Here is a 19,795-nt window from a genome sequence, read left to right as displayed (position 1 = left end):
GTCGGTGATTATGACGTTGCGGGCTTGCCAGACTGGCCAAAGACAACGCATCATGACAACCGGGTGACAGGCATTGCCTCGACGATTCTCATGGCCAGTGCCTGTCTGCTGCGGAACCGCGAGCGGAATGGAGGCGGAATGAGTGAGGCCGACGACAGCGCGTTTCAGCGTGGTGCGGGTGCAGGCCCGTCGCCACAACATCACCCGGCTCCCCCTTCCAAACCCGTTGTTGCCTTCAACAGGCGCGAACTCGATGTCATCCTGAGGCTCTACGGGCGCATGGTCGCCGATGGCGAGTGGCGGGACTATGCCATCGATCTTCTCAAGGACCGAGCCGTCTTCTCCGTGTTTCGCAGGTCATCGGAGATGCCGCTCTACCGGATCGAAAAGGATCCGAAGATGGCCCGGCGCCAGGGCGCTTACTCGGTCGTGGCAACCGGGGGCTTGATCCTGAAGCGCGGGCACGACCTGGCACAGGTGCTCAAGGTTCTGGAAAAGAAGAAGCATCTTCGGGTGGTCGACGCCTGAGACGTGGCCCAAGGTGGCTTGAAAGCCTTACCAGCTTCCTTGCGTTCTGCTGACCATGGACGGTGCCGTTTGAAGGCTTCCCCTCTGTGGAGAAGAGGCAGCGTCATGACGATATGGAAGCTGTCGATTGGACACAAAAAAGCCCGGCTGAGCCGGGCTTTTCCGTTTGTTCAAGAGGCTGCGCTTAGTCGCGGTTGCCGAAAAGCTGCAGCAGCATGATGAACAGGTTGATGAAGTCGAGGTAGAGGCGAAGAGCGCCCATGACGGACTTCTTCGTTGCGACTTCACCGCTGTCGCCTTCGTAGTACATTTCCTTGATCTGCTGGGTGTCGTAGGCGGTCAGGCCAGCGAACACCAGGACGCCGATCACGGAGATCGCGAACTGCAGAGCAGAAGATGCCATGAAGATGTTGACCAGCGACGCGATCACGATACCGATCAGGCCGATGAACAGGAACGAGCCCCAGCCGGACAGGTCTTTCTTCGTGGTGTAGCCGAACAGGCTCAGCGCGCCGAAGGTGCCGGCGGTGATGAAGAAGACCTGAGCGATCGAGCCCGGTGTGTAGACCAGGAAGATCGAAGACAGGGAAATACCCATCACGCCCGCATAGACCAGGAAGAGGGCGCGCGCAGAGCTGGCGCTCATGGACTGAATGCGGAAGGACAGCCAGAACACCATTCCGAGCGGTGCAAGCATGACAACCCACTTCAGCGGGCTGCCGTAGATGGCAACACCAAGCTGGGTAAGCATGCGGCCGTTGCCGAGGCTGGCGACGGCAGCGTTCGGATCGGTGGTGGTGGCGAGCATGACGGTGGCCAGCGCAAACAAGCCGGTCAGCGCAAGGCCGATCGTCATGTAGTTGTAGACGCCCAGCATATAGGAGCGCAGGCCCTGATCGATGCCGGCCTCGGCGCGTGCGCCGGCGACGGTATACGCGCCTTGAGATTGACGGTCATAGGTCGACATGGTCGTATGAATCCCTTTCTAGATAGACGTGAGCATGCAATCGCGCATGCAACACAACTCCCTCAACATATGGGAAAAGACCGACCCGAGCACAAGTCGGATTCTCTGAAAAAATTTGTAATCTTCGCGCTCGGGGCCGTTTAATTCAGTCTATCCTTAAGAACAAACTGAGATTCAGCCAGTTTATTTCATGGCTTTCAGGCGGGACTGGATCTGCCTGTCGCAGGTGCCGGCCGGATTACGAACGATTTCTTCCGACGCGAAGTCCAGGATTTCTTTGTCCGGATTGCGCATCTGCTCAACGCTCACGCCCGGCTTGAACCATTGCAGAACCGCATAGTCGCCACCAGCATCGGTGAGGAAGGCGATCGGCTTGCCGTCTTCGGTAATGCCCATGCGGCCGACACGAACTTCCTCAATCGAAACCTTGCGGGGCTGGCCATCAATGGTCAACCGGTTTTTCGAGACGTTCAGCTTCTTGAGTTTGGAGCCTTCGGTGCCGACCCAGTTGCCGAAGAAGCGTTTGCCTTTCTTCTCGACGGACAGGCAGGAATTCTCGAAATTCGGAATGGACAGACGAACGGCGGAAACCTCGATCGGTTCCTTGCCCTTGGGCGCAAGGGTGTATTTCATCGCGTTGTCGCCGGTGCGGTACACCCGGATGCCAACCGGCGTGTAGCCGGAATCATTCATGGAACGGGTGAAAAAATCGAACTGGTTGGCGTCATTTGTGCCAGCCCTGCGGTAGAGCCAGCGCTTCGGCAGGCCGTTTTCGAAAACGAGCCAGTCACTGACGACAAGTCCACGCGGGCCTTCCGGCGTGTTCAACTGCCAGACGCCGGTGTGAAACGGACTTTCGGCCGAAGCGGCCGGAGCGAATGCCATAACGGCAACTGCGGAAAGAGCGGCTGCCCTCGCGATGGTCTTCAAACGAAATTTCGGGAATAACTTGAACATGGAATGGCCCCTTTTAACAAACTGCCCGGAGCTAAACCGGATAGCCAAGATCAATTCAGTATGCAAGTTGTCCGGGGCTGATGTTTGACGCAACTGGAGTGTATTTCGAGACTTTCTCCCGAGCGACGATTGCCAAAGCCTGCCGACGCCGGATCACAATAGATCGGCCTCTGGAAAGAATGTGTTCGGTCTTGCTTTGCCAAGGCTGCCAGCGCCCTGGAAATAGCCTGCCGGAGGCATTTCCCTGCCGTTTGCGAGGCCGGTCAGCAACGGCAGGCGCTACAGGTTCCTGAGGACAGGCGCAGGTTTTTCACCCAGGACGCGCCAGGTGCCGATGAGACCGAAGCCAACCGTCAACACCAGTGCGATCAATGCGGCCCCCGCTGCCGTGACCGGCATCATCACGAAGGATCCGTCCATGATCCGTGTGATCACGTACCAGGCGGCAACACCGCCTGCCAGCAGGGCGAAAACCGCTGTTGTAAGCCCCAGGATGGCGTATTCGAGCGCGTATGCGAAAATCAGGCGTGCCCGCGTCGCCCCGATGGTCTTCAGGATGACAGCATCGTAGATCCGGCTGCGGTGACCGGCCGCGAGGGCCCCTGCCAGAACCAGAACACTTGCGATCAGCGTGATGGAGCTTGCGCCCCGGATGGCCCAGGCGAGCTGCGCCACAAGATCGTTGACCTGCGAGATCGCGTCCTTCACCCGGATGGCCGTTACTGTCGGAAAGGCATTGGAGACGGTCTTGAGGAGGGCTAGTTCAGTGTCCTCCGGAACGTCGTCGTCCCAGCCAAGTGTCATCAGGTGGGCGTGCGGGGCGCCGGCAAAAGTGTTGGGCGAGAACACCATCACGAAATTGATCGCAAGGCTCTGCCATTCCACCGTCCGCGTGTTGGCAATCTCCGCTGTTATCTCCCGCCCAAGGACATTGACCGTGATCCGGTCACCGACCTTGAGACCGAGATCGGTGGCAGCCCCCGCGTCGAAGGACACCAGAGGAATGCCGGAGTAATCCTCCGGCCACCAGGACCCCTGTTCCAGTTTCGAGTTCTTCGGCAGATCGGCGTCATAGGTTATGCCGCGGTCGCCCCGCAGCACCCAGCCGGAGCCTTCCTGAGCTGGCACGAACTTGTCGGCAGCAATCCCGTTCAGCGAGACGATGCGGCCGCGCAGCATGGGAACGCTCTGAAGGTTGGCGGCCGGGGCCTCGGTCTTCAGCAGTGCCTCGAAGGCACCGCGTTCATGGCTCTGGATGTCGATGAAGAAAAAGCTCGGAGCCTTGTCGGCAATCGTCGCGGTCAGTTCGCGCCGCAGGTTGCCGTCGATGAGGGCAAGCGCGACCAGAAGCGACAGGCCCAGCCCGAGAGACAGGACAACCGACGGGGTCAGCGCGCCGGGCCTATGAATATTTGCAATCGCCAGCCTGAGCTCGGTCGAGCGGACGCTGGGCAAGCGCCTGGCAACGGCCATGATCCCGCGGGCGACCAGCACCAGCAGCATGAAGGCTGCGGCGGAAGCCGCGATGTAGATGCCCGCCATGCGCTGGTCATGCGCCAGCAGAATGGCAATGGCGGCGAGGGCAAGTACGGTAACGCCCGTGGCGACCAGATAGCGTTTACGCGGCAGTTTGGCGCCACCTGTCACGATGTCCCGAAAGAGGGCTGTCGGCGGCACGTCGTGCGCCCGGCCGAGCGGCCAGATCGCGAAAGCGAGCGCGGTCAGAAGACCGTAGACCAGCCCAAGACCAAGTTCTGCCGGATAAATGCTCGCTGCAAGCTTGACCGGAAGCACCGGCGCAAGGGCGGCGGCAGCGGCAAAGGGGATCAAGGCCCCAAGCAGAAGGCCGACCGCGATGCCGAGCAGGGCCAGCACCAGCATCTGAACCAGATAGATCTTGAAGACGAACCCGCCCGTAGACCCCAGGCACTTGAGGCTGGCGATCACCTCGCGCTTGGTTTCCAGATAGGCGCGGATGGCATTGGCGACACCGACGCCGCCGACCACCAGCGCGGTCAGCCCGACCAGCGTCAGGAACTGGGCGAACCGGTCGATGCTGCGTTGCAGACCGGGGGATGCATTGGCGCGCGACCGGATACGCCAACCGGCCTCCGGCTGCGCGGCCTTGGCCTCTTCGACGATCTCTTCCATTGCTTCCAGGTTGGGCGCCGGGTCCATGCGCACCCGGTAATGCCAGCGCACCAGGCTGCCGGGCTGGATCAATCCGGTTTCGGGAAGGGCTGCGTCGGAAATCAGAAGGCGCGGACCAAACTCCATGCCGCCGGACAGTTTGTCGGGTTCATTGGCAATGGTGCCGGCAATGCGGATGGTAGCGCGCCCGAGCGACAGCGTATCGCCAACGTTTGCGCCGAGCCGTGCCAGAAGGGAGGGATCGGCAACGGCGCCCCAGGTTCCGTCCTTGCGGGCCAGGGCCGTTTCGAGCGCTTCTCCGGAGGCAAGCTCAAACGTGCCGTAAAGCGGGTAGGGGGTGTCGATGGCTTTCAGCTCGACGAGGGCCTGATCGCCGGTCTCCGGGCGGCGGGCCATCGCCCGCATGGTCGCAACGCGGGACACGTCGCCGAGGCTGTTCAGATAGGCAAGCTGTTCGGCGTCGGCCTCGCGGTGGATCAGCGAAAAATCGAGATCTCCGCCCAGGATGGACTGCCCTTCGCGGGAGATGCCTTCGGTCAGGGCGCGGGAGACAGAGGTGACGCCCGCAATGGCCGCGACGCCAAGCGCGATACAGGCGATGAAGATGTAAAATCCCTTGAGGCCTCCGCGCAGTTCCCGGAAAGCGAACCGGGCTGCCAGGCGCAGCGTCTGATGGTTTGCCGGGATGCCCCCCGGGACAAACGCGCTCATGCAGACACCTCGCGGCGCGCGCTATCGGACGTTTCCTCTTCAATTTCACCGGAGCGCACGCGGATCATGCGGTCGCAGCGGGTGGCAAGGCTCGGGTCGTGGGTGACCAGCACCAGCGTGGTGCCCCGGTTCTTCTGGGCTGTGAACATCAGGTCGACGATTTGCGCGCCCGTGCTTTCATCGAGATTGCCGGTCGGTTCGTCCGCAATCAGGATTTCGGGTTCGACAACCAGAGCCCGTGCCACGGCGACACGCTGCTGTTCGCCGCCGGACAGCTGCGCCGGGTAGTGGTTCATGCGGTGAGCGAGGCCAACGGCGTCCAGTTCCGCCCTGGCCTTGTCGAAGGCGGCGGCATCGCCGGCAAGTTCCAGCGGAACGGCCACGTTTTCCAGCGCTGTCATGTTGGGCACGAGGTGAAACGACTGGAAGATGATGCCGACATTGCGGCCGCGGAACCGGGCCAGCTGGTCTTCCGACAAGGGGCCGAGTTCCGATCCGGCCACGTTGACCGATCCTTCATCAGCGCGTTCGAGGCCCGCCATGACCATCAGCAATGTCGATTTTCCCGATCCCGATGGGCCCACAAGACCGACGGAGGCCCCCTTCTCGATCTGAAGGTCGATCCCCTTCAGGATATGCACCCGACCGGCGCCTTCGCCGAGGGTCAGGTGAACGTCTTTCAGGGCGATCGCGGGCGAATTTGTCATTCTCTGGCCTTTACATTGGGCGTGTGATCGTCTTCCTGACAGATACAAGCCCTCGACAATTGGACGCTCTGCGACCATATGGGCCTGTTGTAAAGCGTCTTCCAGTCCCAAAAGAGTGTTGAAGTGAACCGGTTTATTGCCTGCCTGACGATAATCATCCTGTCCTTCCTCCCCTTGGCGGCCCAGTCGGCCGATCTGAAGCTGGTGGTTCTTGGGGACAGTCTGTCCGCGGGATATCAGCTTTCCGCGGGTGAGGGGTTTACCGATCAGCTCCAGAAAGCGCTCGATGCCAGTGGGCAGTCGGTCGAGGTCGTCAATGCGGGTGTCTCGGGGGATACCTCCAGCGGCGGGCTGTCCCGGCTGGACTGGTCCGTCGGACCGGACGCGAATGCCGTTATCGTGGAACTGGGGGCAAACGACGCGTTGCGCGGCATCTCGCCGGAGCTGACGCGCAAGAACATCGACGAGATCGTCCGCAGGCTGACAGACCGGGGCATTGCGGTGCTTGTCGCTGGCATGATGGCCCCGCGCAATCTCGGTCCGGAATATGCCGACGCATTTGATCCGATCTACTCCGATGTTGCCAAGGCGCACGATGCGTTGTTTTATCCCTTCTTCCTTGAGGGCGTTGCCCTCAATCCCGATCTCAACCTGTCCGACGGTATGCATCCCAATTCAAAAGGGGTGGAAATCATCGTCGAAAACATCATGCCGAAAGTGGAAGAGCTTTTGGCCAAAGCCCAATCCTAGGGGCTTTGCCCTGGACACGGGGTGGACGCCGTCCCGGCTTTCGGAATGCCCCTTTTCAAAATTTGAAGGATAGTCTTATGGAACAGCGCCGTCTTGGCCGCACCGATATAAACGTCAGTGCTCTTTGCCTGGGAACCATGACCTTCGGGGAACAGAACTCCGAGGCCGAAGGTCACGCCCAGATGGATCGCGCGGTCGAAAAGGGCATCAACTTTTTCGATGCTGCCGAGCTATATCCGATCCCGCCGAAAAAAGAGACCCAGGGCCGAACCGAACGCATCATCGGCACCTGGTTCAAGAAGACCGGCATGCGCGACAAGATCGTCATGGCGACCAAGGTGGTTGGACGGACCGACATGGACTGGTTCCGCGAAAACGGCGCCAAGGCGAAACTGGTCCGCGAGCAAATCGAATTTGCGGTCGATCGCAGCCTGAAGAACCTCCAAACCGACTATATCGATCTGTATCAGATCCACTGGCCGGACCGGAACGTCGGCGGCTTCGGCTCCAATCCGACGCGCTGGACGGATGTCGAACCCGCAGCGGACGAAAACAGCATTCAGTCGACGCTGGAAATTCTGGGGGATCTGGTCAAGGCCGGGAAGATCCGGCATGTGGGCGTGTCGAATGAAAGTGCCTGGGGCACGATGCGCTATGTGGCAGCGTCCGAAATGTATGACGTGCCGCGGGTCGTCTCCATCCAGAACGCCTATTCGCTCGTCAACCGGACCTTTGAAACCGGCCTGGCGGAAATTGCCCAGCGGGAAAATGTCGGGTTGCTGGGTTATTCCGCGCTGGCGCAGGGATATCTGACGGGCAAATACCGCAATGGCGCTCTGCCGGCAGGCGCCCGCAAGACGTTGTTCAACCGGTTGCAGCGTTACGAGGATCCGCGCTCCATCGAGGCATTCGACGCTTATGTGGATCTTGCGCAGGAGGCGGGGCTCGATCCGTCGCAGATGGCGCTGGCCTTTGCCGTGTCGCGGTCGTTCATGACGTCGCTCATTCTGGGGGCCACCTCACTGGAGCAACTGGACACCGATATCGGCGCCGCCGACATCACGCTCAGCGAGGATGTTCTGGAGAAAATCGACGCCTTGCACCAGCAATTCGGCAACCCGGCGCCGTAACTGCTGTAGCTGCCTGATCGATAGATCTTTTTAGAGAATCAATTGCGAACCGGAAGCCGGGTTGGTGAAGAACCAGCCCGGTTTTCATTTGAGCGTTACGCTGAAATTTTCAACACGCTCAAAGCCTTAGCTTTTTGTCTTGCGATTTTCATGAAGTTGATTCCTCATGGGATTTGTCAGCGATAGCGGAGGGAATACCCATGCCGCGCCTATTTACAGGCCTTGAGATACCGTCCCAGACAGCCCTCATGCTTTCGATGCTCCGGGGAGGCCTTCGGGGCGCCCGCTGGATCGATCAGGAGAACTATCACATCACCTTGCGCTTCATCGGCGACATCGACGACCGTACGGCCGACGAGGTTGTTGCGGCGCTCGACCGTATCCGCAGGGACCCGGTGGAAATCCGGCTCAACGGACTTGGCTCCTTCGGCAACGGCAAACCGCATGCGGTCTGGGCAAGGGTGGAGCCGACGGCTCAACTTGCCGAATTGCAGGCCGAGCAGGAGCGCATTCTCCAGCGCCTGCATCTGCCGGCCGAGCGGCGCAAATATGTGCCCCATGTCACCCTGGCCCGCTGCAAGACCTCGACCAACGAGGATGTGGCCAAGTGGCTGAGCGAGCGCGGCAATTTCCAGGCGCAGCCTTTTATCGCCGGGCGCTTCGTGCTGTTTTCGGCAAAGTCTAGCGTCGGTGGCGGCCCCTATCTGGTGGAAGAGGCCTATCCTCTGGCAGCGTGAGTGTTGCTCGGCGCGCAGCTGAATATGGCGGCTGCGCAGGCTGACATCACTTGCCCAGCAAGTCGGCATAAACGCCGAGCGTACGCTCGCACATGGTTTCGACAGAGAAATTCTTGCGGACGTGGGCGAGGGCCCGGTCCGCAACTTTCTTTTTCTCCTCGTCGCTCTGGCTCAGCACCTGGATGATGCTGTCCGCCAGGGCCTGAGGGGCACCAGGCGGTACCCGCCATCCAGTGCGGTCGGCTTCAGGCGTATCGGGCGGTGCGAGAACGGTTTCGGGCACCGCTCCGAGATCGGAGACGATCACCGGAACCCGTGCGGCCTGTGCCTCGACGGCCGCCCGGCCGAAAGCCTCCGGTTCGACCGAGGCAATGATCGCGATATCTGCCAGCGCCATGGCGGCGGGAACGTCCGCGCAATGTCCGACGATCCGGACCTTGTCCTGCAGGCCGTTGTCCGCGACCAGCTTTTTCAATTCCGCCAGATAGCCGTCGCGGCCCTGGGGGTCGCCTGCGAGGATCGCAATCGGGTCGGTCAGGGTCTTGTCTTTCAAGAGTGCCATCGCCTCGATCACGATACGTTGGCCCTTCCAGGCGGTCAGCCGGGCCATGTTGATGAGGATCGGCCGTCCGGCAGGAATGCCCCACTGGTCCTTCAGCGCCTGCAGCCGGAGAGCGCTGACGTTTTCCGGCAGAAGCCCCTTCAGATCGGACCCGCGCTGGACGACGGTGATCTTGCCTTTTGCAAACGGGTGCCGCTCTTCGATCAGCCTGCAGATGAAGTGCGAATTGGCGATCACCGCATCGCCCCGGGCCATGACCGAATTGTACCAGCCTTTGAGCGCGTTCGATTGATTATAGGTGCCGTGGTAGGTGGTCACGAAGGGGGTTTTGGTGCGTCGTGCGGCCCAAAGGCACGACCATGCCGGGGCCCGGCTGCGGGCATGCAGCAGGCTGACCTTGCGCATGGTCACGATGTCCGCCAACCTGGCTGCGTTTTTCCAGAGGACAGCCGGGTTCTTCGATTTGACGGGCAGGACGATATGTTCTGCGCCAAGCGCTTCCAGTTCCGGTACCATCTGGCCGCCCTGGCTTGCAACAAGCGCCTTTCCTCCCGCCGCGACCACCGCTTTGGCCACATCAAGCGTCGTGCGTTCGGCGCCGCCGGAGTTGAGATCCGGGATCACTTGCAAAATCGTGGTCTCAGCGGGCAGATGAACCAAATCGGATCTCCGGTGAACTGGTCAAGGCGGGGGTGTCCGTGCCAAATGGCAGGACGGAAACAACTATCAGAATGAGAGCCTTAATATGGGTGAGTCCGAACCGCAATTCATCCAGGTTGGAAAAAAGGATGCCAGTCGCCGGATTGCCGTGCGGAAAACCCCGGGTTCCGCGGAAGGTTCTGCGCCGGGCGTCCTTTGGTTGTCCGGCTTCAAGTCGGATATGTCCGGCACCAAGGCCGAGGCCCTGGCAGAGGCGGGCGAGCGAAATGGACAGGAGGTTGTCCGGTTCGACTACTCCGGACATGGCCTGTCGGATGGTGATTTCGAGGATGCCTGCGTTTCCGACTGGCTGGAGGAGGCAATTGCCGTTTTCGACGCCTATTGCCTGGGCGAGACCATCTTGGTCGGCTCCTCCATGGGCGGCTGGATCGCCTTGCTGCTGGCACTGGCACGCAAGGGCTGTGGGCGGATCAAGGGTCTGGTGCTGATCGCTCCTGCGGTCGATTTTACCGAGGAGCTGATGTGGAAACAGCGCTTCAGTGACGAGATCCGCTCCACCATCCTTGCGGATGGGCGCTGGGAACAGCCATCAGCCTACAGCGACGCGCCCTACGTGATCACGCGCAAGCTGATCGAGGACGGGCGCAAACACCTTCTGTTCGGAGCACCGCTCCATCTTGGCGCTCCCGTCACCATCCTGCAGGGCGCGCAGGATCCGGATGTGCCGGAAAGCCACGCGCGCCGTCTTGTCGACGCCCTGCCGCTGGATGACGTCACCTTTTCTCTGGTGCCGGACGGCGACCACCGTCTGTCCCGGCCTCAGGATATCGACCTTCTGCTTCGGGCGGTTGGGGAGATGTCTGCCGGATAGGGGGCGCTATAGGCGTCCAGTCTCTAAACCGGCAGGCTTTCCCGTCCCTGTTTCTTCACCTTGTACCAGGACCAGAACAGGCGGGCGGCGATGGCGCGGTGTGGTGACCAGGCTTGCGCGATAACGTCGAGATCCTTCGGTGCTGGGCGTTCGGTAAGCCCGAGAGAGTCCTGAACCGCCACCTGCAGGGCAAGATCGCCGCTCGGGAAGACATCCGGGTGTCCTGCGCAGAACAGCAAGAAGATATCTGCGGTCCAGCGGCCGATCCCCTTGATCTCGCATAAGGCGCGGTGGGCTTCCTCGGCGGGGGCTTCCGCCAGATGCGTCAGGTCGAGGCCTTTGTCGCAAGCTTCCGTCAATGCGCGCAGGGTCCGTATTTTCGGTCGCGACAGGCCGGCGCCAGCCAGGTCTTCATCGGTGAAACGTGCCAGGTTTTCTGCCGTCAGAGGGGAGATCAGCGCCTGGAGCCGTGCGAAGATGGCCGTCGCGCTGGCAACCGACACTTGCTGACCGGTGACAATCTGGGCAAGGCCTTCGAAGTCCGCCGCACGGCGGCGCAGGGGGACAGGGCCCGCCGTTGCGGAAATCTCCCGCAGACGAGGGTCGAGACGGATCAGGGACTCAAGGCCGGTTTCGATATCTTTTTCTGTGGCAATCGGCGTCATGCGGCGGGTCTGGTCCGGAAATGTCTGAGGCTGCGGTTTGAGACTGTCTCTTGCGCGGCAGCATGGGAATGATAGGTAGGACTTCACCCATCGGCCCGTTCCGCGTCAACAGACTTTGCAGATCTCATGACCCAACCCGTGTTCCGCTTTGCTCCTTCGCCCAATGGGCACCTGCATCTCGGCCATGCGTTGTCGGCGCTGCTGAACGCGCGCGCCGCCGTTGCCCTCAGCGGGAGGTTTCTCGTGCGGGTGGAGGATATCGATCAGACGCGCTGCACGCCGGAGCTTGAGCGAGACATGTTCGAGGATCTTGCCTGGCTGGGCGTGCCGCTCAATGAGCCGGTGCTGCGCCAGTCAGAAAGTTTCCCGCAGTACCGGGCGGCGCTGGAACAGTTGCAGGACATGGGGCTGGTCTATCCCGCCTATCTGACGCGCGCAGAAATCAAGGCCTTTGTTTCCAATGCTGAGGCTGATGGACAAAGCTGGCCGCGCGATCCTGACGGGGCGCCGCTCTACCCGGGCGATGCACAGGTCCTGCCGCCGGAGGAGCTCAAGCGCCGGGCTGCCAGCGACGCGCCGTTTTCGCTGCGTCTCGACATGAAACGCGCGCTTGCAAAGATCGGCGAAGCGCTGACATGGCAGGAAACGGGGGCGGAAGGCGATGCGCTGTTCGCCGAACCGGTCGCCGTGCCGGTCGATGCGGCAGCCTGGGGCGATGTTGTACTTGCCCGGAAGGACACGCCGACCAGCTATCATCTGTCCGTTGTGGTCGATGATGCCAGGCAGGGCATAACCGACGTCTTGCGCGGACAGGATCTCTATCATGCCACTAGCGTTCACAGGGTCTTGCAGGTGCTGCTTGGTCTGCCGGCGCCGGTCTACCGGCATCATCGGCTGATCCTCGGCACGGACGGGCGCAAACTGTCGAAATCCAGCAAGGACACCAGCCTCAGGTCGTTGCGGGAGGGCGGGATGAGCCACGCCGAACTGCGCAAGCGCGTTGGGCTTTAGGGTGTGGATTCAGCGCAGGCTCATGCCGAACCAGTGGTCCAGGAACCAGATCCACAAGCTGGTCGACACGATGGCGCAAAGCGTGGTCGTGGTGATCGCATTTGCGGACATGGAATGGCCGGTGCCATAGCGGTTGGCGAAAATATAGGCGTTGACGCCCGTGGGGCAGCTTGCCGTCAAGGTCGCAACCGCCGTCCACAAGGGCGGCAGGTGGAATACGAAGGCCCCAACCGCGAAAACGACGATCGGCATGAGCAGCATCTTGATGACGCTGAGCAGCAGGCCTGGCACAATGTTGCCGCGCATGCCGTATTGCACGAGGCTCATACCCAGTGACAGCAGGGCCAGAGGCAGGGCCGTTGCGGCGACGCGGCTGAGCACGTCGAGGGCGATCTCCGGCAGGTTCAGTCCAGTCAGCCGCCAGAGAAAGGCGGCGACAATGGTGACGACAAGCGGGTTTTTCACCAGGCTTTTTCCCGCGCCCATCAGCAATTGGGAGGTGGGGGGAGAGGTCGTGCCATTGTCGATTGCCGCCGCCCGTTCCATCGTCACTGCCATCAGCACCGTCATCGTGGCCAGGTGGATCGAGATGATCAGCAGCAGCGGAGCAAGGCCTTCGTCGCCATACACCGACGCCACCAGCGGCAGGCCGACCAGAACCGTGTTGGCGAAAGCGGCGGAAATCCCGCCGATTGCGCTTGCCCTGGCATCGCGGCCGAACACCTTTCGAATGATCAGCGACCCCAGAACCCATGCAAAGCCGACACCAATGAAGTAAGTTGCCCAAAGCGCCAGCGGTACGCCCGCGCTCAGGTCTGCGCTGATCAGCGTTCGGAAGATCAGCACCGGAATCGCCACCACGTAGACGAACTGCCCCAGAGCTTCACTGACGCTCTGGGCAAGGATGCGTGTTTTGGCGAGGCAGTAGCCGATGCCAATCAGAAGGAATACCGGGGCGACGATCGTAAGTGTTTGTGCAAGCATCTAAGCGGCAACCCGAAGGCTGTTTCCGGTTTTTGGGACAGGGCATTGGTGGATGCCGGTGTGGATGGACAGCGGCCACACGGCAAGGTAAGCAGAATTTCGACCAACTTGGCTTTTTGCCGCTTGTCTGGCAAGCCCGGTTGAGCCCCGTTCAGGCGAAGGATCTCTGGCCGTATGGCAAATCATGACGAGGACAGCGTCAAACTTGCGCTTCTGGCCCACGACCTGAGAACGCCGCTTGCCGCCATGCGTCTGACCGCGGAACTGATCGGAACCGGCCCTTTGAACGGGACGCAGAAGGAGCAGTTGTCGATCCTGATTCGCTCCATCGACGCCTTGACGCAGATGACGGGCGAACTGGTCACTGCCGCCGAACCGGGATCTCACGGTGAATTGGCATCTGCCCGGATCGCCGACGTCGTCACGGAAATTGCCGATCTTTTCAAGGTGGCGGCCGAAGCGAAAAACCTGACCCTGACGGTTCGGATCGACGAGGGGGCTGGCGAAGCGGTGACCTTCAGCGGGGGGACATTGCGCCGTGTAATCACGACCTTGCTGGACAATGCGGTGAAATATACCGCCGAAGGTGGTGTCACGGTCGAGGTTCGGGCAAGCGGCGGCGATGCTGACGAGACGCCTGGCCAGGCCGAGCCGTCCTCCATTCTGATTTCCGTTGCCGACAGCGGGCCTGGCATCGAGCCGGAGGAAGGTGCGCGGCTGTTCCGGCCCTTTGTGCGGGGACGTCATGGCCGGGAAACCGCGCCGGGAACAGGTCTGGGTCTCTGGGGCACGGCGCAATTCGTCCGGGACATGAACGGCCGGCTGACGCTGGAGCGTTCGGAAACCGGCGGCAGCCGGTTCAATGTTGAAATTCCGCTGCTTGCAGGTGTTGACGGTCCGATGCAGCTCGAGGCGCAGCCGACCGGGACAGCGGCGTCAACCGCCGGAGCCGCCCCCGCCGGGCCGCTGTCGGCGCATGTGCTTATCGTCGATGACAACGAAACCAATTGCCGCCTGCTGGCTGCGCTGCTGGAATCCTTCGGCATTTCGTCAGAGGCTGCCAGATCCGGCGAACAGGCGGTGGATCTTGTTCAGAAAACCGACTTCGGTGCCGCTCTGCTCGATCTGCACATGCCCGGCATGAGCGGTGTTGAAACGGCTGTGGCACTTCGCGCTCTTCGCCCGGATCTGCCATTGATTGCAGTAACGGCAGCGCTGGAATCGGTTGGTGACAAGCGCCTGCGTGAGGCCGGTTTCCGGGATGTTCTGACAAAACCGCTGTCGCCCGCTGCTCTTTTTGAGGCGATGAAACAGGCCAGCGGACGTAGCGCAGGTTAGGGGGAAGAGCCCTAGCCTGTCAGGGCTGTTTCGCCGGGGCGCAGGGTCAGGACCTCGACGCCATCGGCGGTGACCGCAACCGTGTGTTCGAACTGGGCGGACAGTTTGCCGTCTCTGGTCACCACCTTCCAGCCGTCGTCTTCGGTCAACACTCTGCTGGTGCCCTGATTGATCATCGGCTCGACAGTGAAGACCATCCCTTCGCGCAGTCTCATGCCGGTTCCGCGCCGCCCGAAATTCAGGATGCTGGGTTCTTCGTGCATTTCCCGGCCGATGCCGTGGCCGCAATAGTCGCGAACCACCGAGTAGCCGTTCTTCTTGGCGTGCTTTTCGATCGCGTAGCCGATGTCGCCCAGATAGGCTCCGGGGCGGACCTGTCCGATCCCTTTCCACATTGCTTTCTGCGCAACGCGCACCAGGCGTCTTGCGGCCGCGCTGGCGTTTCCAACCACGTAGGTCTTGCTGGAATCGGCAATGAAACCGTCCTTTTCCAGCGTGATGTCGAGATTGATGATGTCGCCGTCGCGGATGATCTCGTCCTGATCGGGAATGCCGTGGCAGACGACCTGATTGATTGAGCAGTTCAGGACATATTCAAACCCGTATTGCCCCTTGCTGGCCGGACGGGCAGCAAGATCTTCGGTTATGAAGCGCTCCACGATGTCATTGACGGCAAGGGTCGACAGGCCGCAAAGGTCGAGGTTATCGAGCATCTCGAAAACGGAGGCGAGCAATTTGCCCGAGTTGCGCATGAGGTCCAGTTCTTCCGGGGTCTTGACCATGTCAGGCAACCGCCGCATCCGCTGAAGGAACCTGTGCTGCTTCGAGCTGCATTTTCACGATGTCGCTGTAGGAGAGGGTCGGGTTGGCCTCTGCCAGCATGCCGATCTTCATCCAGAATTCGGCCTGCGCATTGATGGATCGGCACATGACCGTGCTGGCCCGGCGCACCTGCTCGTGCAGGTCTTCATCGATCTTGACGATGCCCATGAGTGTCTCCTGAAATGAGTGAATATATAAAACGTATACGTTTCGTATATATTCCGTAGTCAAGGGTCGTGCAAGTCGGTATATCGATGGAGGATTAGAAAGGTCGTGAGGCGGGCCTCAACTGTCTGTCGCAGCCAAGTTTCCCGCCGCTTCAAGGGCATGTTCCAGACGGTCGTCCCCCCAGTAAAGCTCACCGTCCGGAAGGACAAAACTCGGAGCGCCAAAGATGCCCAGTTTCTCCGCCTCAGTCACGGCGGCACGCAGGCTTATCTTGGTTTCCCGGCTGTGCGCGGTTTCCAGAACCTGCCTGGCCGGAGCGCCAGTTTCCAGAAGCAGCTCTGCCATCAGGCTTTCCTCGGCAATGTTCAGCCCCTGTCCGAATTCGGCGATATAGACCGCTCGGGTAAAGGCGCCAATCCAGGGCTGGTTCTGGCTTCCATGTGCAATGCGGGCGGCCAGCAGGGAATCCTGCGGAAAAGGCGAGGGCATGGTGAGCGGCAGGCCGTAGCGTTCGCAGAGCCGTTCCATGTCGCGCCACATATTGAGGCCCTTTGCGGGGTAAAGATTGAACGGGGAGGTTGCCCAGCCCTGTTTCTTGAAAATGGGCCCAAGCAGAAACGGCCGCCAGGCAATGGTAACGCCGTAGTCGCTCGCCAGTGTTTCGATCCGCATGGCCGAGAGGTAGCTGTAAGTGGATGCAAACTCGTACCAGAATTCCACCAGCGGCTTCCGGTCCTGCTGCAATGACACAATATTCGTGCCTGTAGGGGCCGCGGGCGGCTGACTATTTTTCACATTCCGCAACTCCGTAAAATCTGACCCGGCCGGTGTCAGTAAGGGATTGGACTGGACCATTGGATGCGCTAAAGAGCAGCCATGTCGCAGCCCCGTCAGCAACAGCATAATCCCAACACCGGCTTGAGCAAAACTGCCAAGTGGTGCGTCACGCATTCGATGCTTTGTACCGGGCTGTACATCTGTCTTGTGTCGCTGTTTTTTCTGGCCTTTCCCGGCGTCGATCTGTGGGCGAGCGGGCTTTTCCATTTCGGCGCTGAAGGCTTCAAGGCCGAAAACATCGCGTTTTTGCGCGATGTCCGTCATCTTGGGCCGTTTCTCGTCCGGGTGATCGCCATCGCGTGCGTGGCGGTTTTGCTCATCAAGCTGCTGGTGCCGGGCCGCTCACCGTTGATGCCGCTGCGCCAGCCGTTGTTTCTGCTGTCCACGCTGATCCTCGGTCCGGGTGTGCTGGTCAATCTGGTCCTCAAGGACAACTGGGGCCGCCCGCGGCCTCGGTCGGTCGAGATATTCGGCGGTGACTTGCCCTATCAGCCGGTCTGGAAGATCTCGAGCTATTGCGACAAAAACTGTTCCTTCGTTTCCGGCGAAGGCTCGGCTGCCATGTGGCTGGTGGCAGCGGTTGCCTTGCTTGTGCCCGCGACCTGGCGAAAGGGAACTCTTGCCTTTCTGATCCCGCTCGGCCTGATCCTGTCGGCCAACCGGGTCGCCTTCGGCGGTCACTTCCTGTCTGATACGCTGTTGTCCTGGGGCGTAACGCTGCTGTTGATCCTTGCGGTCCATTATCTGCTGTATCGCAAGACACCGCCCCTGGTGAGCGATCGTCAGCTCGATGAATGGTTCACCGTGTGGGGACGGCGGCTGCAGAACGTCTTGCAAGGGCTGGCATCGTGGGGGCGGCGGACGCTCCGAAGGGTCGGCCAGGCTCTGTCCGAACGCTGACCGTCCTTGTTCTTTATTTCTTGCGTGGTCTCGTCCGTTTCAGGATGCGGGCAAAGCGCAGGGGCGAGCGGTCCTCCACCCAGATGATAGCCGCATTGAGCGGCGGCGTCTTGCGCCTGCGGCTGCGCAGAATGCGCGCAGCGCTTCGGCTCGTCCCGACGATGACAATCATACCGAGCGCAAGCAGCGGAACGCCGGTCGGGATCGGCAGCCAGACCGTCGCCAGTCCGGCCAGGATCAACGCAGCCGCGAGAGACCACCACAGAATTTTCATTTTCGTGCCAAGGAAGCCATGCAGGTCAGACACTCTTACATCAGTGTCTGAGACGGATTTATGAACCTGGGCCCGGCAATCCCCCGTCACTCAGTCTTTTCGGAAAAAAGATCCAGGCTGCATCACGCGTCGGCTGTCAGATCCCGCAGGAGCCGTTCACCTCCGGTCCGCACAAGCTGGTACACTTTTTCAAAGCCGTCCGGTCCGCCGTAGTAGGGGTCGGGAACGTCCTGCGGCGGTGTGTTCAACAGAAGTCGCAAGCGGGCGGAGCCGGTCTCGCCCATACGCTTGAGGGCCGCGAGATTGTCACGGTCCATGGCAACAATGGTCTCGAATCGGCGGAAGTCTTCAGCCTTCACCTGGCGGGCCCGTTGAGAAGAGATGTCGATGTGGTGCTGCGCTGCGATCTCGATAGAGCGCGGGTCTGGCGGGTTGCCGACGTGCCAGGCGCCGGTTCCTGCGGAATCGATCTCGAACCTGTCTTCCAGGCCCGCTTCGCTTACGATGGTCCGGAAGACGCCTTCCGCAAGCGGTGACCGGCAGATGTTGCCAAGGCAAACGAAGAGAACGGTTTGGGGCAAGGGAGATATCCTTTGAACAGTCGCAAGGCGGAAGCTGCGAGCCCGCCTTCGGGCTGACACAGAACTGGACTAGATGCACAGCAAGCGCACGGCTTGCTTTCAAGCGGGGCCGTTACGCAAAACAAGGAGGATCATATGGTTGAACGACTGAAGCCGGAAGACCGGGCAGCCGGACTGAACGACTTGCCGGATTGGCACATGTGCGAAGACCGGGAAGCAATCTCGAAATCCTTCAAGTTTCAAAACTTTCGCGAAGCATTTGGCTTCATGGCGCAGGTTGCGCTGGTGGCGGAAAAGATGAACCATCATCCCGAATGGTTCAATGTCTACCGCAGCGTCGATATCACGCTGTCGACCCATGATGTCGGCGGGCTGAGCAAACTGGATCTTCAGCTTGCGGCGGACATCGACAAGATTGCCGGCAAGATGCAATGATCCTTTGGGCCGGTTGCCGAGCGCCTTTCGCCTAGCTGCCTTTGCTCAGCACGAACCGGTGACCGCCCTCGACACGTTCTGCCTCCAGCAGGGTGTGGCCCTGTTCGTTGCAGAAATGGGGGATGTCGATTTCCGCCATCGGGTCGGTGGTCAGCACCGTCAGTTGCTCGCCGCTGGCGAGCCCGGTAAGGGCCTTGCGGGTCTTGAGCACAGGCAGCGGGCATTTCAGGCCCTTCAGATCGAGTGTCGTTCCGGTCGTCAACACAGTCTCCGTGAAAGTGGCCGTTTCAATTCGGCCGGGGTGTTCCCTATATTAGGCTCTTCATACAAGAAGGGGTCGTCAGCCGCCAGAGTTTGACTTGCGGTGCGTTGACAGCGGGCAAGGGAAGCTGGCAGGAACGGATTGCACCCGTTTCACCGTTTCCTCTTTCGGAAGTTGCCCTCATGACAGACCTGCCGATCACTTCGTTGGATGTCCTCGATTTCTGGTGGCAGGCCGGTCCGGAAAAATGGTTCGCCAAGAGCGACAAGTTCGACAAGCGGTGCCGGGACAGGTTTCTGCCAGCCATCGAGGATGCGGCCGAAGGCAAGCTCGATGCCTGGGCCGAGACGGCCGATGGCGCGCTCGCTCTTCTCATTCTGCTCGATCAGCTTCCGCGCAATGTCTTCCGGGACAGCCCCAAGGCGTTCCGCGCGGATCCGAAGGCGGTCCAGATTGCCGAAATCGCGCTTGATCGCGGTTTTGACAGGGCTTTCCCGAAGGAAGCGCGCAGCTTCTTCTACCTGCCGTTCGAACATTCAGAAGACATGGCTCACCAGGAAAGGTCTGTCGATCTTTGCCGGGTTCTCGGAGACCAGCAAACCTACCACTACGCCCTGATCCACCTCGACGTCATTCGACGCTTCGGCCGCTTTCCCCATCGCAACGACGTTCTCGGCCGGCAATCGACGCCCGAAGAAATCGCCTACCTGAAAAGCGGCGGGTTCTCGGCCTGAGGGCCGTGCGGCGGAGCGGATATCGATCTTGCAGCTCCCGCTCCAGCGACCAT

The 19,795-nt window shown here is 60.8% G+C and carries 23 protein-coding genes; 10 read left to right on the top strand and 13 right to left on the bottom strand.

The window, feature by feature from the left end:
- Nucleotides 1-138: 138 nt before the first annotated feature.
- Entirely contained in the window at nucleotides 139-528 is a 390-nt protein-coding gene (locus tag FMN63_RS09550; RefSeq protein ID WP_148583718.1) for a DUF2794 domain-containing protein, read from the top strand.
- 184 nt (nucleotides 529-712) lie between these two features.
- On the opposite strand, the gene FMN63_RS09545 is transcribed toward FMN63_RS09550, so the two are convergent.
- From FMN63_RS09545 to FMN63_RS09530, 4 genes are all read right to left on the bottom strand, one after another.
- Nucleotides 713-1,495 carry a Bax inhibitor-1/YccA family protein gene (locus tag FMN63_RS09545; protein ID WP_148583717.1) on the bottom strand — a complete coding sequence of 261 codons (783 nt, stop codon included), beginning with the start codon at nucleotides 1,493-1,495 and terminating at the stop codon, nucleotides 713-715.
- A gap of 183 nt (nucleotides 1,496-1,678) precedes the next feature.
- Nucleotides 1,679-2,452 carry a hypothetical protein gene (locus FMN63_RS09540; RefSeq protein WP_148583716.1) on the bottom strand — a complete coding sequence of 258 codons (774 nt, stop codon included), beginning with the start codon at nucleotides 2,450-2,452 and terminating at the stop codon, nucleotides 1,679-1,681.
- 279 nt (nucleotides 2,453-2,731) lie between these two features.
- Nucleotides 2,732-5,314, bottom strand: coding sequence for an ABC transporter permease (locus FMN63_RS09535; protein ID WP_148583715.1), 2,583 nt, complete (start codon nucleotides 5,312-5,314; stop codon nucleotides 2,732-2,734).
- Nucleotides 5,311-6,021, bottom strand: a complete 711-nt coding sequence (locus tag FMN63_RS09530) for an ABC transporter ATP-binding protein (protein ID WP_148583714.1) — start codon at nucleotides 6,019-6,021, stop codon at nucleotides 5,311-5,313. Before FMN63_RS09530 ends, FMN63_RS09535 begins: the two co-directional genes overlap by 4 nt.
- A 123-nt stretch (nucleotides 6,022-6,144) precedes the next feature.
- Between FMN63_RS09530 and FMN63_RS09525 the strand changes: the two genes are divergently transcribed.
- The 3 genes from FMN63_RS09525 (at nucleotide 6,145) to thpR (ending at nucleotide 8,638) form a co-directional block, all read left to right on the top strand.
- The gene (locus tag FMN63_RS09525) at nucleotides 6,145-6,771 is read left to right on the top strand and encodes an arylesterase (protein WP_148583713.1); all 627 of its coding nucleotides are present in this window, start codon (nucleotides 6,145-6,147) and stop codon (nucleotides 6,769-6,771) included.
- A 77-nt stretch (nucleotides 6,772-6,848) separates the two neighbouring features.
- Complete coding sequence (locus FMN63_RS09520; RefSeq protein WP_148583712.1) at nucleotides 6,849-7,901, top strand: NADP(H)-dependent aldo-keto reductase; 1,053 nt, start codon at nucleotides 6,849-6,851, stop codon at nucleotides 7,899-7,901.
- A gap of 200 nt (nucleotides 7,902-8,101) precedes the next feature.
- Complete coding sequence (gene thpR / locus FMN63_RS09515) at nucleotides 8,102-8,638, top strand: RNA 2',3'-cyclic phosphodiesterase (RefSeq protein WP_148583711.1); 537 nt, start codon at nucleotides 8,102-8,104, stop codon at nucleotides 8,636-8,638.
- 46 nt (nucleotides 8,639-8,684) lie between these two features.
- Here thpR and FMN63_RS09510 read toward each other — a convergent pair whose 3' ends face one another.
- The gene (locus FMN63_RS09510; protein ID WP_286192565.1) at nucleotides 8,685-9,860 is read right to left on the bottom strand and encodes a glycosyltransferase family 4 protein; all 1,176 of its coding nucleotides are present in this window, start codon (nucleotides 9,858-9,860) and stop codon (nucleotides 8,685-8,687) included.
- An 85-nt stretch (nucleotides 9,861-9,945) separates the two neighbouring features.
- Here FMN63_RS09510 and FMN63_RS09505 point away from each other — a divergent pair, with 85 nt between their 5' ends.
- Nucleotides 9,946-10,731 (top strand): alpha/beta hydrolase, encoded by a 786-nt coding sequence (locus FMN63_RS09505; RefSeq protein WP_148583710.1) that lies wholly within the window; start codon nucleotides 9,946-9,948, stop codon nucleotides 10,729-10,731.
- 23 nt (nucleotides 10,732-10,754) lie between these two features.
- Here FMN63_RS09505 and FMN63_RS09500 read toward each other — a convergent pair whose 3' ends face one another.
- Complete coding sequence (locus FMN63_RS09500) at nucleotides 10,755-11,396, bottom strand: DNA-3-methyladenine glycosylase family protein (protein WP_148583709.1); 642 nt, start codon at nucleotides 11,394-11,396, stop codon at nucleotides 10,755-10,757.
- A gap of 126 nt (nucleotides 11,397-11,522) precedes the next feature.
- Between FMN63_RS09500 and gluQRS the strand changes: the two genes are divergently transcribed.
- Complete coding sequence (gluQRS, locus tag FMN63_RS09495; RefSeq protein ID WP_148583708.1) at nucleotides 11,523-12,407, top strand: tRNA glutamyl-Q(34) synthetase GluQRS; 885 nt, start codon at nucleotides 11,523-11,525, stop codon at nucleotides 12,405-12,407.
- Nucleotides 12,408-12,416: 9 nt separating this feature from the next.
- Here the strand turns inward: gluQRS and FMN63_RS09490 are convergent, their stop codons facing one another.
- On the bottom strand, nucleotides 12,417-13,391 hold the full coding sequence (locus tag FMN63_RS09490) for an AEC family transporter (RefSeq protein WP_148583707.1): 975 nt from the start codon (nucleotides 13,389-13,391) through the stop codon (nucleotides 12,417-12,419).
- A 174-nt stretch (nucleotides 13,392-13,565) separates the two neighbouring features.
- On the opposite strand from FMN63_RS09490, the gene FMN63_RS09485 reads away from it, so the two are divergent.
- Nucleotides 13,566-14,729 carry a hybrid sensor histidine kinase/response regulator gene (locus FMN63_RS09485; RefSeq protein ID WP_148583706.1) on the top strand — a complete coding sequence of 388 codons (1,164 nt, stop codon included), beginning with the start codon at nucleotides 13,566-13,568 and terminating at the stop codon, nucleotides 14,727-14,729.
- An 11-nt stretch (nucleotides 14,730-14,740) separates the two neighbouring features.
- Here FMN63_RS09485 and map read toward each other — a convergent pair whose 3' ends face one another.
- The 3 genes from map to FMN63_RS09470 all read right to left on the bottom strand — a co-directional run bounded on the left by map (nucleotide 14,741) and on the right by FMN63_RS09470 (nucleotide 16,469).
- The gene (map, locus tag FMN63_RS09480) at nucleotides 14,741-15,511 is read right to left on the bottom strand and encodes a type I methionyl aminopeptidase (RefSeq protein ID WP_148583705.1); all 771 of its coding nucleotides are present in this window, start codon (nucleotides 15,509-15,511) and stop codon (nucleotides 14,741-14,743) included.
- A 1-nt stretch (nucleotide 15,512) separates the two neighbouring features.
- Entirely contained in the window at nucleotides 15,513-15,719 is a 207-nt protein-coding gene (locus FMN63_RS09475; protein ID WP_148583704.1) for a ParD-like family protein, read from the bottom strand.
- A 117-nt stretch (nucleotides 15,720-15,836) separates the two neighbouring features.
- Complete coding sequence (locus FMN63_RS09470; RefSeq protein WP_286192564.1) at nucleotides 15,837-16,469, bottom strand: 2-hydroxychromene-2-carboxylate isomerase; 633 nt, start codon at nucleotides 16,467-16,469, stop codon at nucleotides 15,837-15,839.
- 126 nt (nucleotides 16,470-16,595) lie between these two features.
- Between FMN63_RS09470 and FMN63_RS09465 the strand changes: the two genes are divergently transcribed.
- A complete protein-coding gene (locus FMN63_RS09465; RefSeq protein WP_209001040.1) occupies nucleotides 16,596-17,456 on the top strand; it encodes a phosphatase PAP2 family protein in 861 nt (286 codons plus the stop codon).
- A gap of 13 nt (nucleotides 17,457-17,469) precedes the next feature.
- On the opposite strand, the gene FMN63_RS09460 is transcribed toward FMN63_RS09465, so the two are convergent.
- Nucleotides 17,470-17,730 (bottom strand): hypothetical protein, encoded by a 261-nt coding sequence (locus FMN63_RS09460; RefSeq protein WP_148583765.1) that lies wholly within the window; start codon nucleotides 17,728-17,730, stop codon nucleotides 17,470-17,472.
- A 122-nt stretch (nucleotides 17,731-17,852) separates the two neighbouring features.
- Nucleotides 17,853-18,311, bottom strand: a complete 459-nt coding sequence (locus FMN63_RS09455; RefSeq protein ID WP_148583703.1) for a low molecular weight protein-tyrosine-phosphatase — start codon at nucleotides 18,309-18,311, stop codon at nucleotides 17,853-17,855.
- Nucleotides 18,312-18,446: 135 nt separating this feature from the next.
- On the opposite strand from FMN63_RS09455, the gene FMN63_RS09450 reads away from it, so the two are divergent.
- A complete protein-coding gene (locus FMN63_RS09450) occupies nucleotides 18,447-18,746 on the top strand; it encodes a 4a-hydroxytetrahydrobiopterin dehydratase (protein WP_148583702.1) in 300 nt (99 codons plus the stop codon).
- 31 nt (nucleotides 18,747-18,777) lie between these two features.
- Here the strand turns inward: FMN63_RS09450 and FMN63_RS09445 are convergent, their stop codons facing one another.
- Nucleotides 18,778-19,011 carry a sulfurtransferase TusA family protein gene (locus tag FMN63_RS09445; protein WP_148583701.1) on the bottom strand — a complete coding sequence of 78 codons (234 nt, stop codon included), beginning with the start codon at nucleotides 19,009-19,011 and terminating at the stop codon, nucleotides 18,778-18,780.
- A gap of 179 nt (nucleotides 19,012-19,190) precedes the next feature.
- On the opposite strand from FMN63_RS09445, the gene FMN63_RS09440 reads away from it, so the two are divergent.
- The gene (locus tag FMN63_RS09440; protein WP_148583700.1) at nucleotides 19,191-19,742 is read left to right on the top strand and encodes a DUF924 family protein; all 552 of its coding nucleotides are present in this window, start codon (nucleotides 19,191-19,193) and stop codon (nucleotides 19,740-19,742) included.
- The last annotated feature ends 53 nt before the right edge of the window (nucleotides 19,743-19,795 follow it).

It is taken from the genome of Stappia sp. BW2 (assembly GCF_008107695.1).
In the GTDB taxonomy this organism is placed as follows: Bacteria; Pseudomonadota; Alphaproteobacteria; order Rhizobiales; family Stappiaceae; genus Roseibium.
This window is presented reverse-complemented; position numbering and strand designations above follow the sequence as displayed.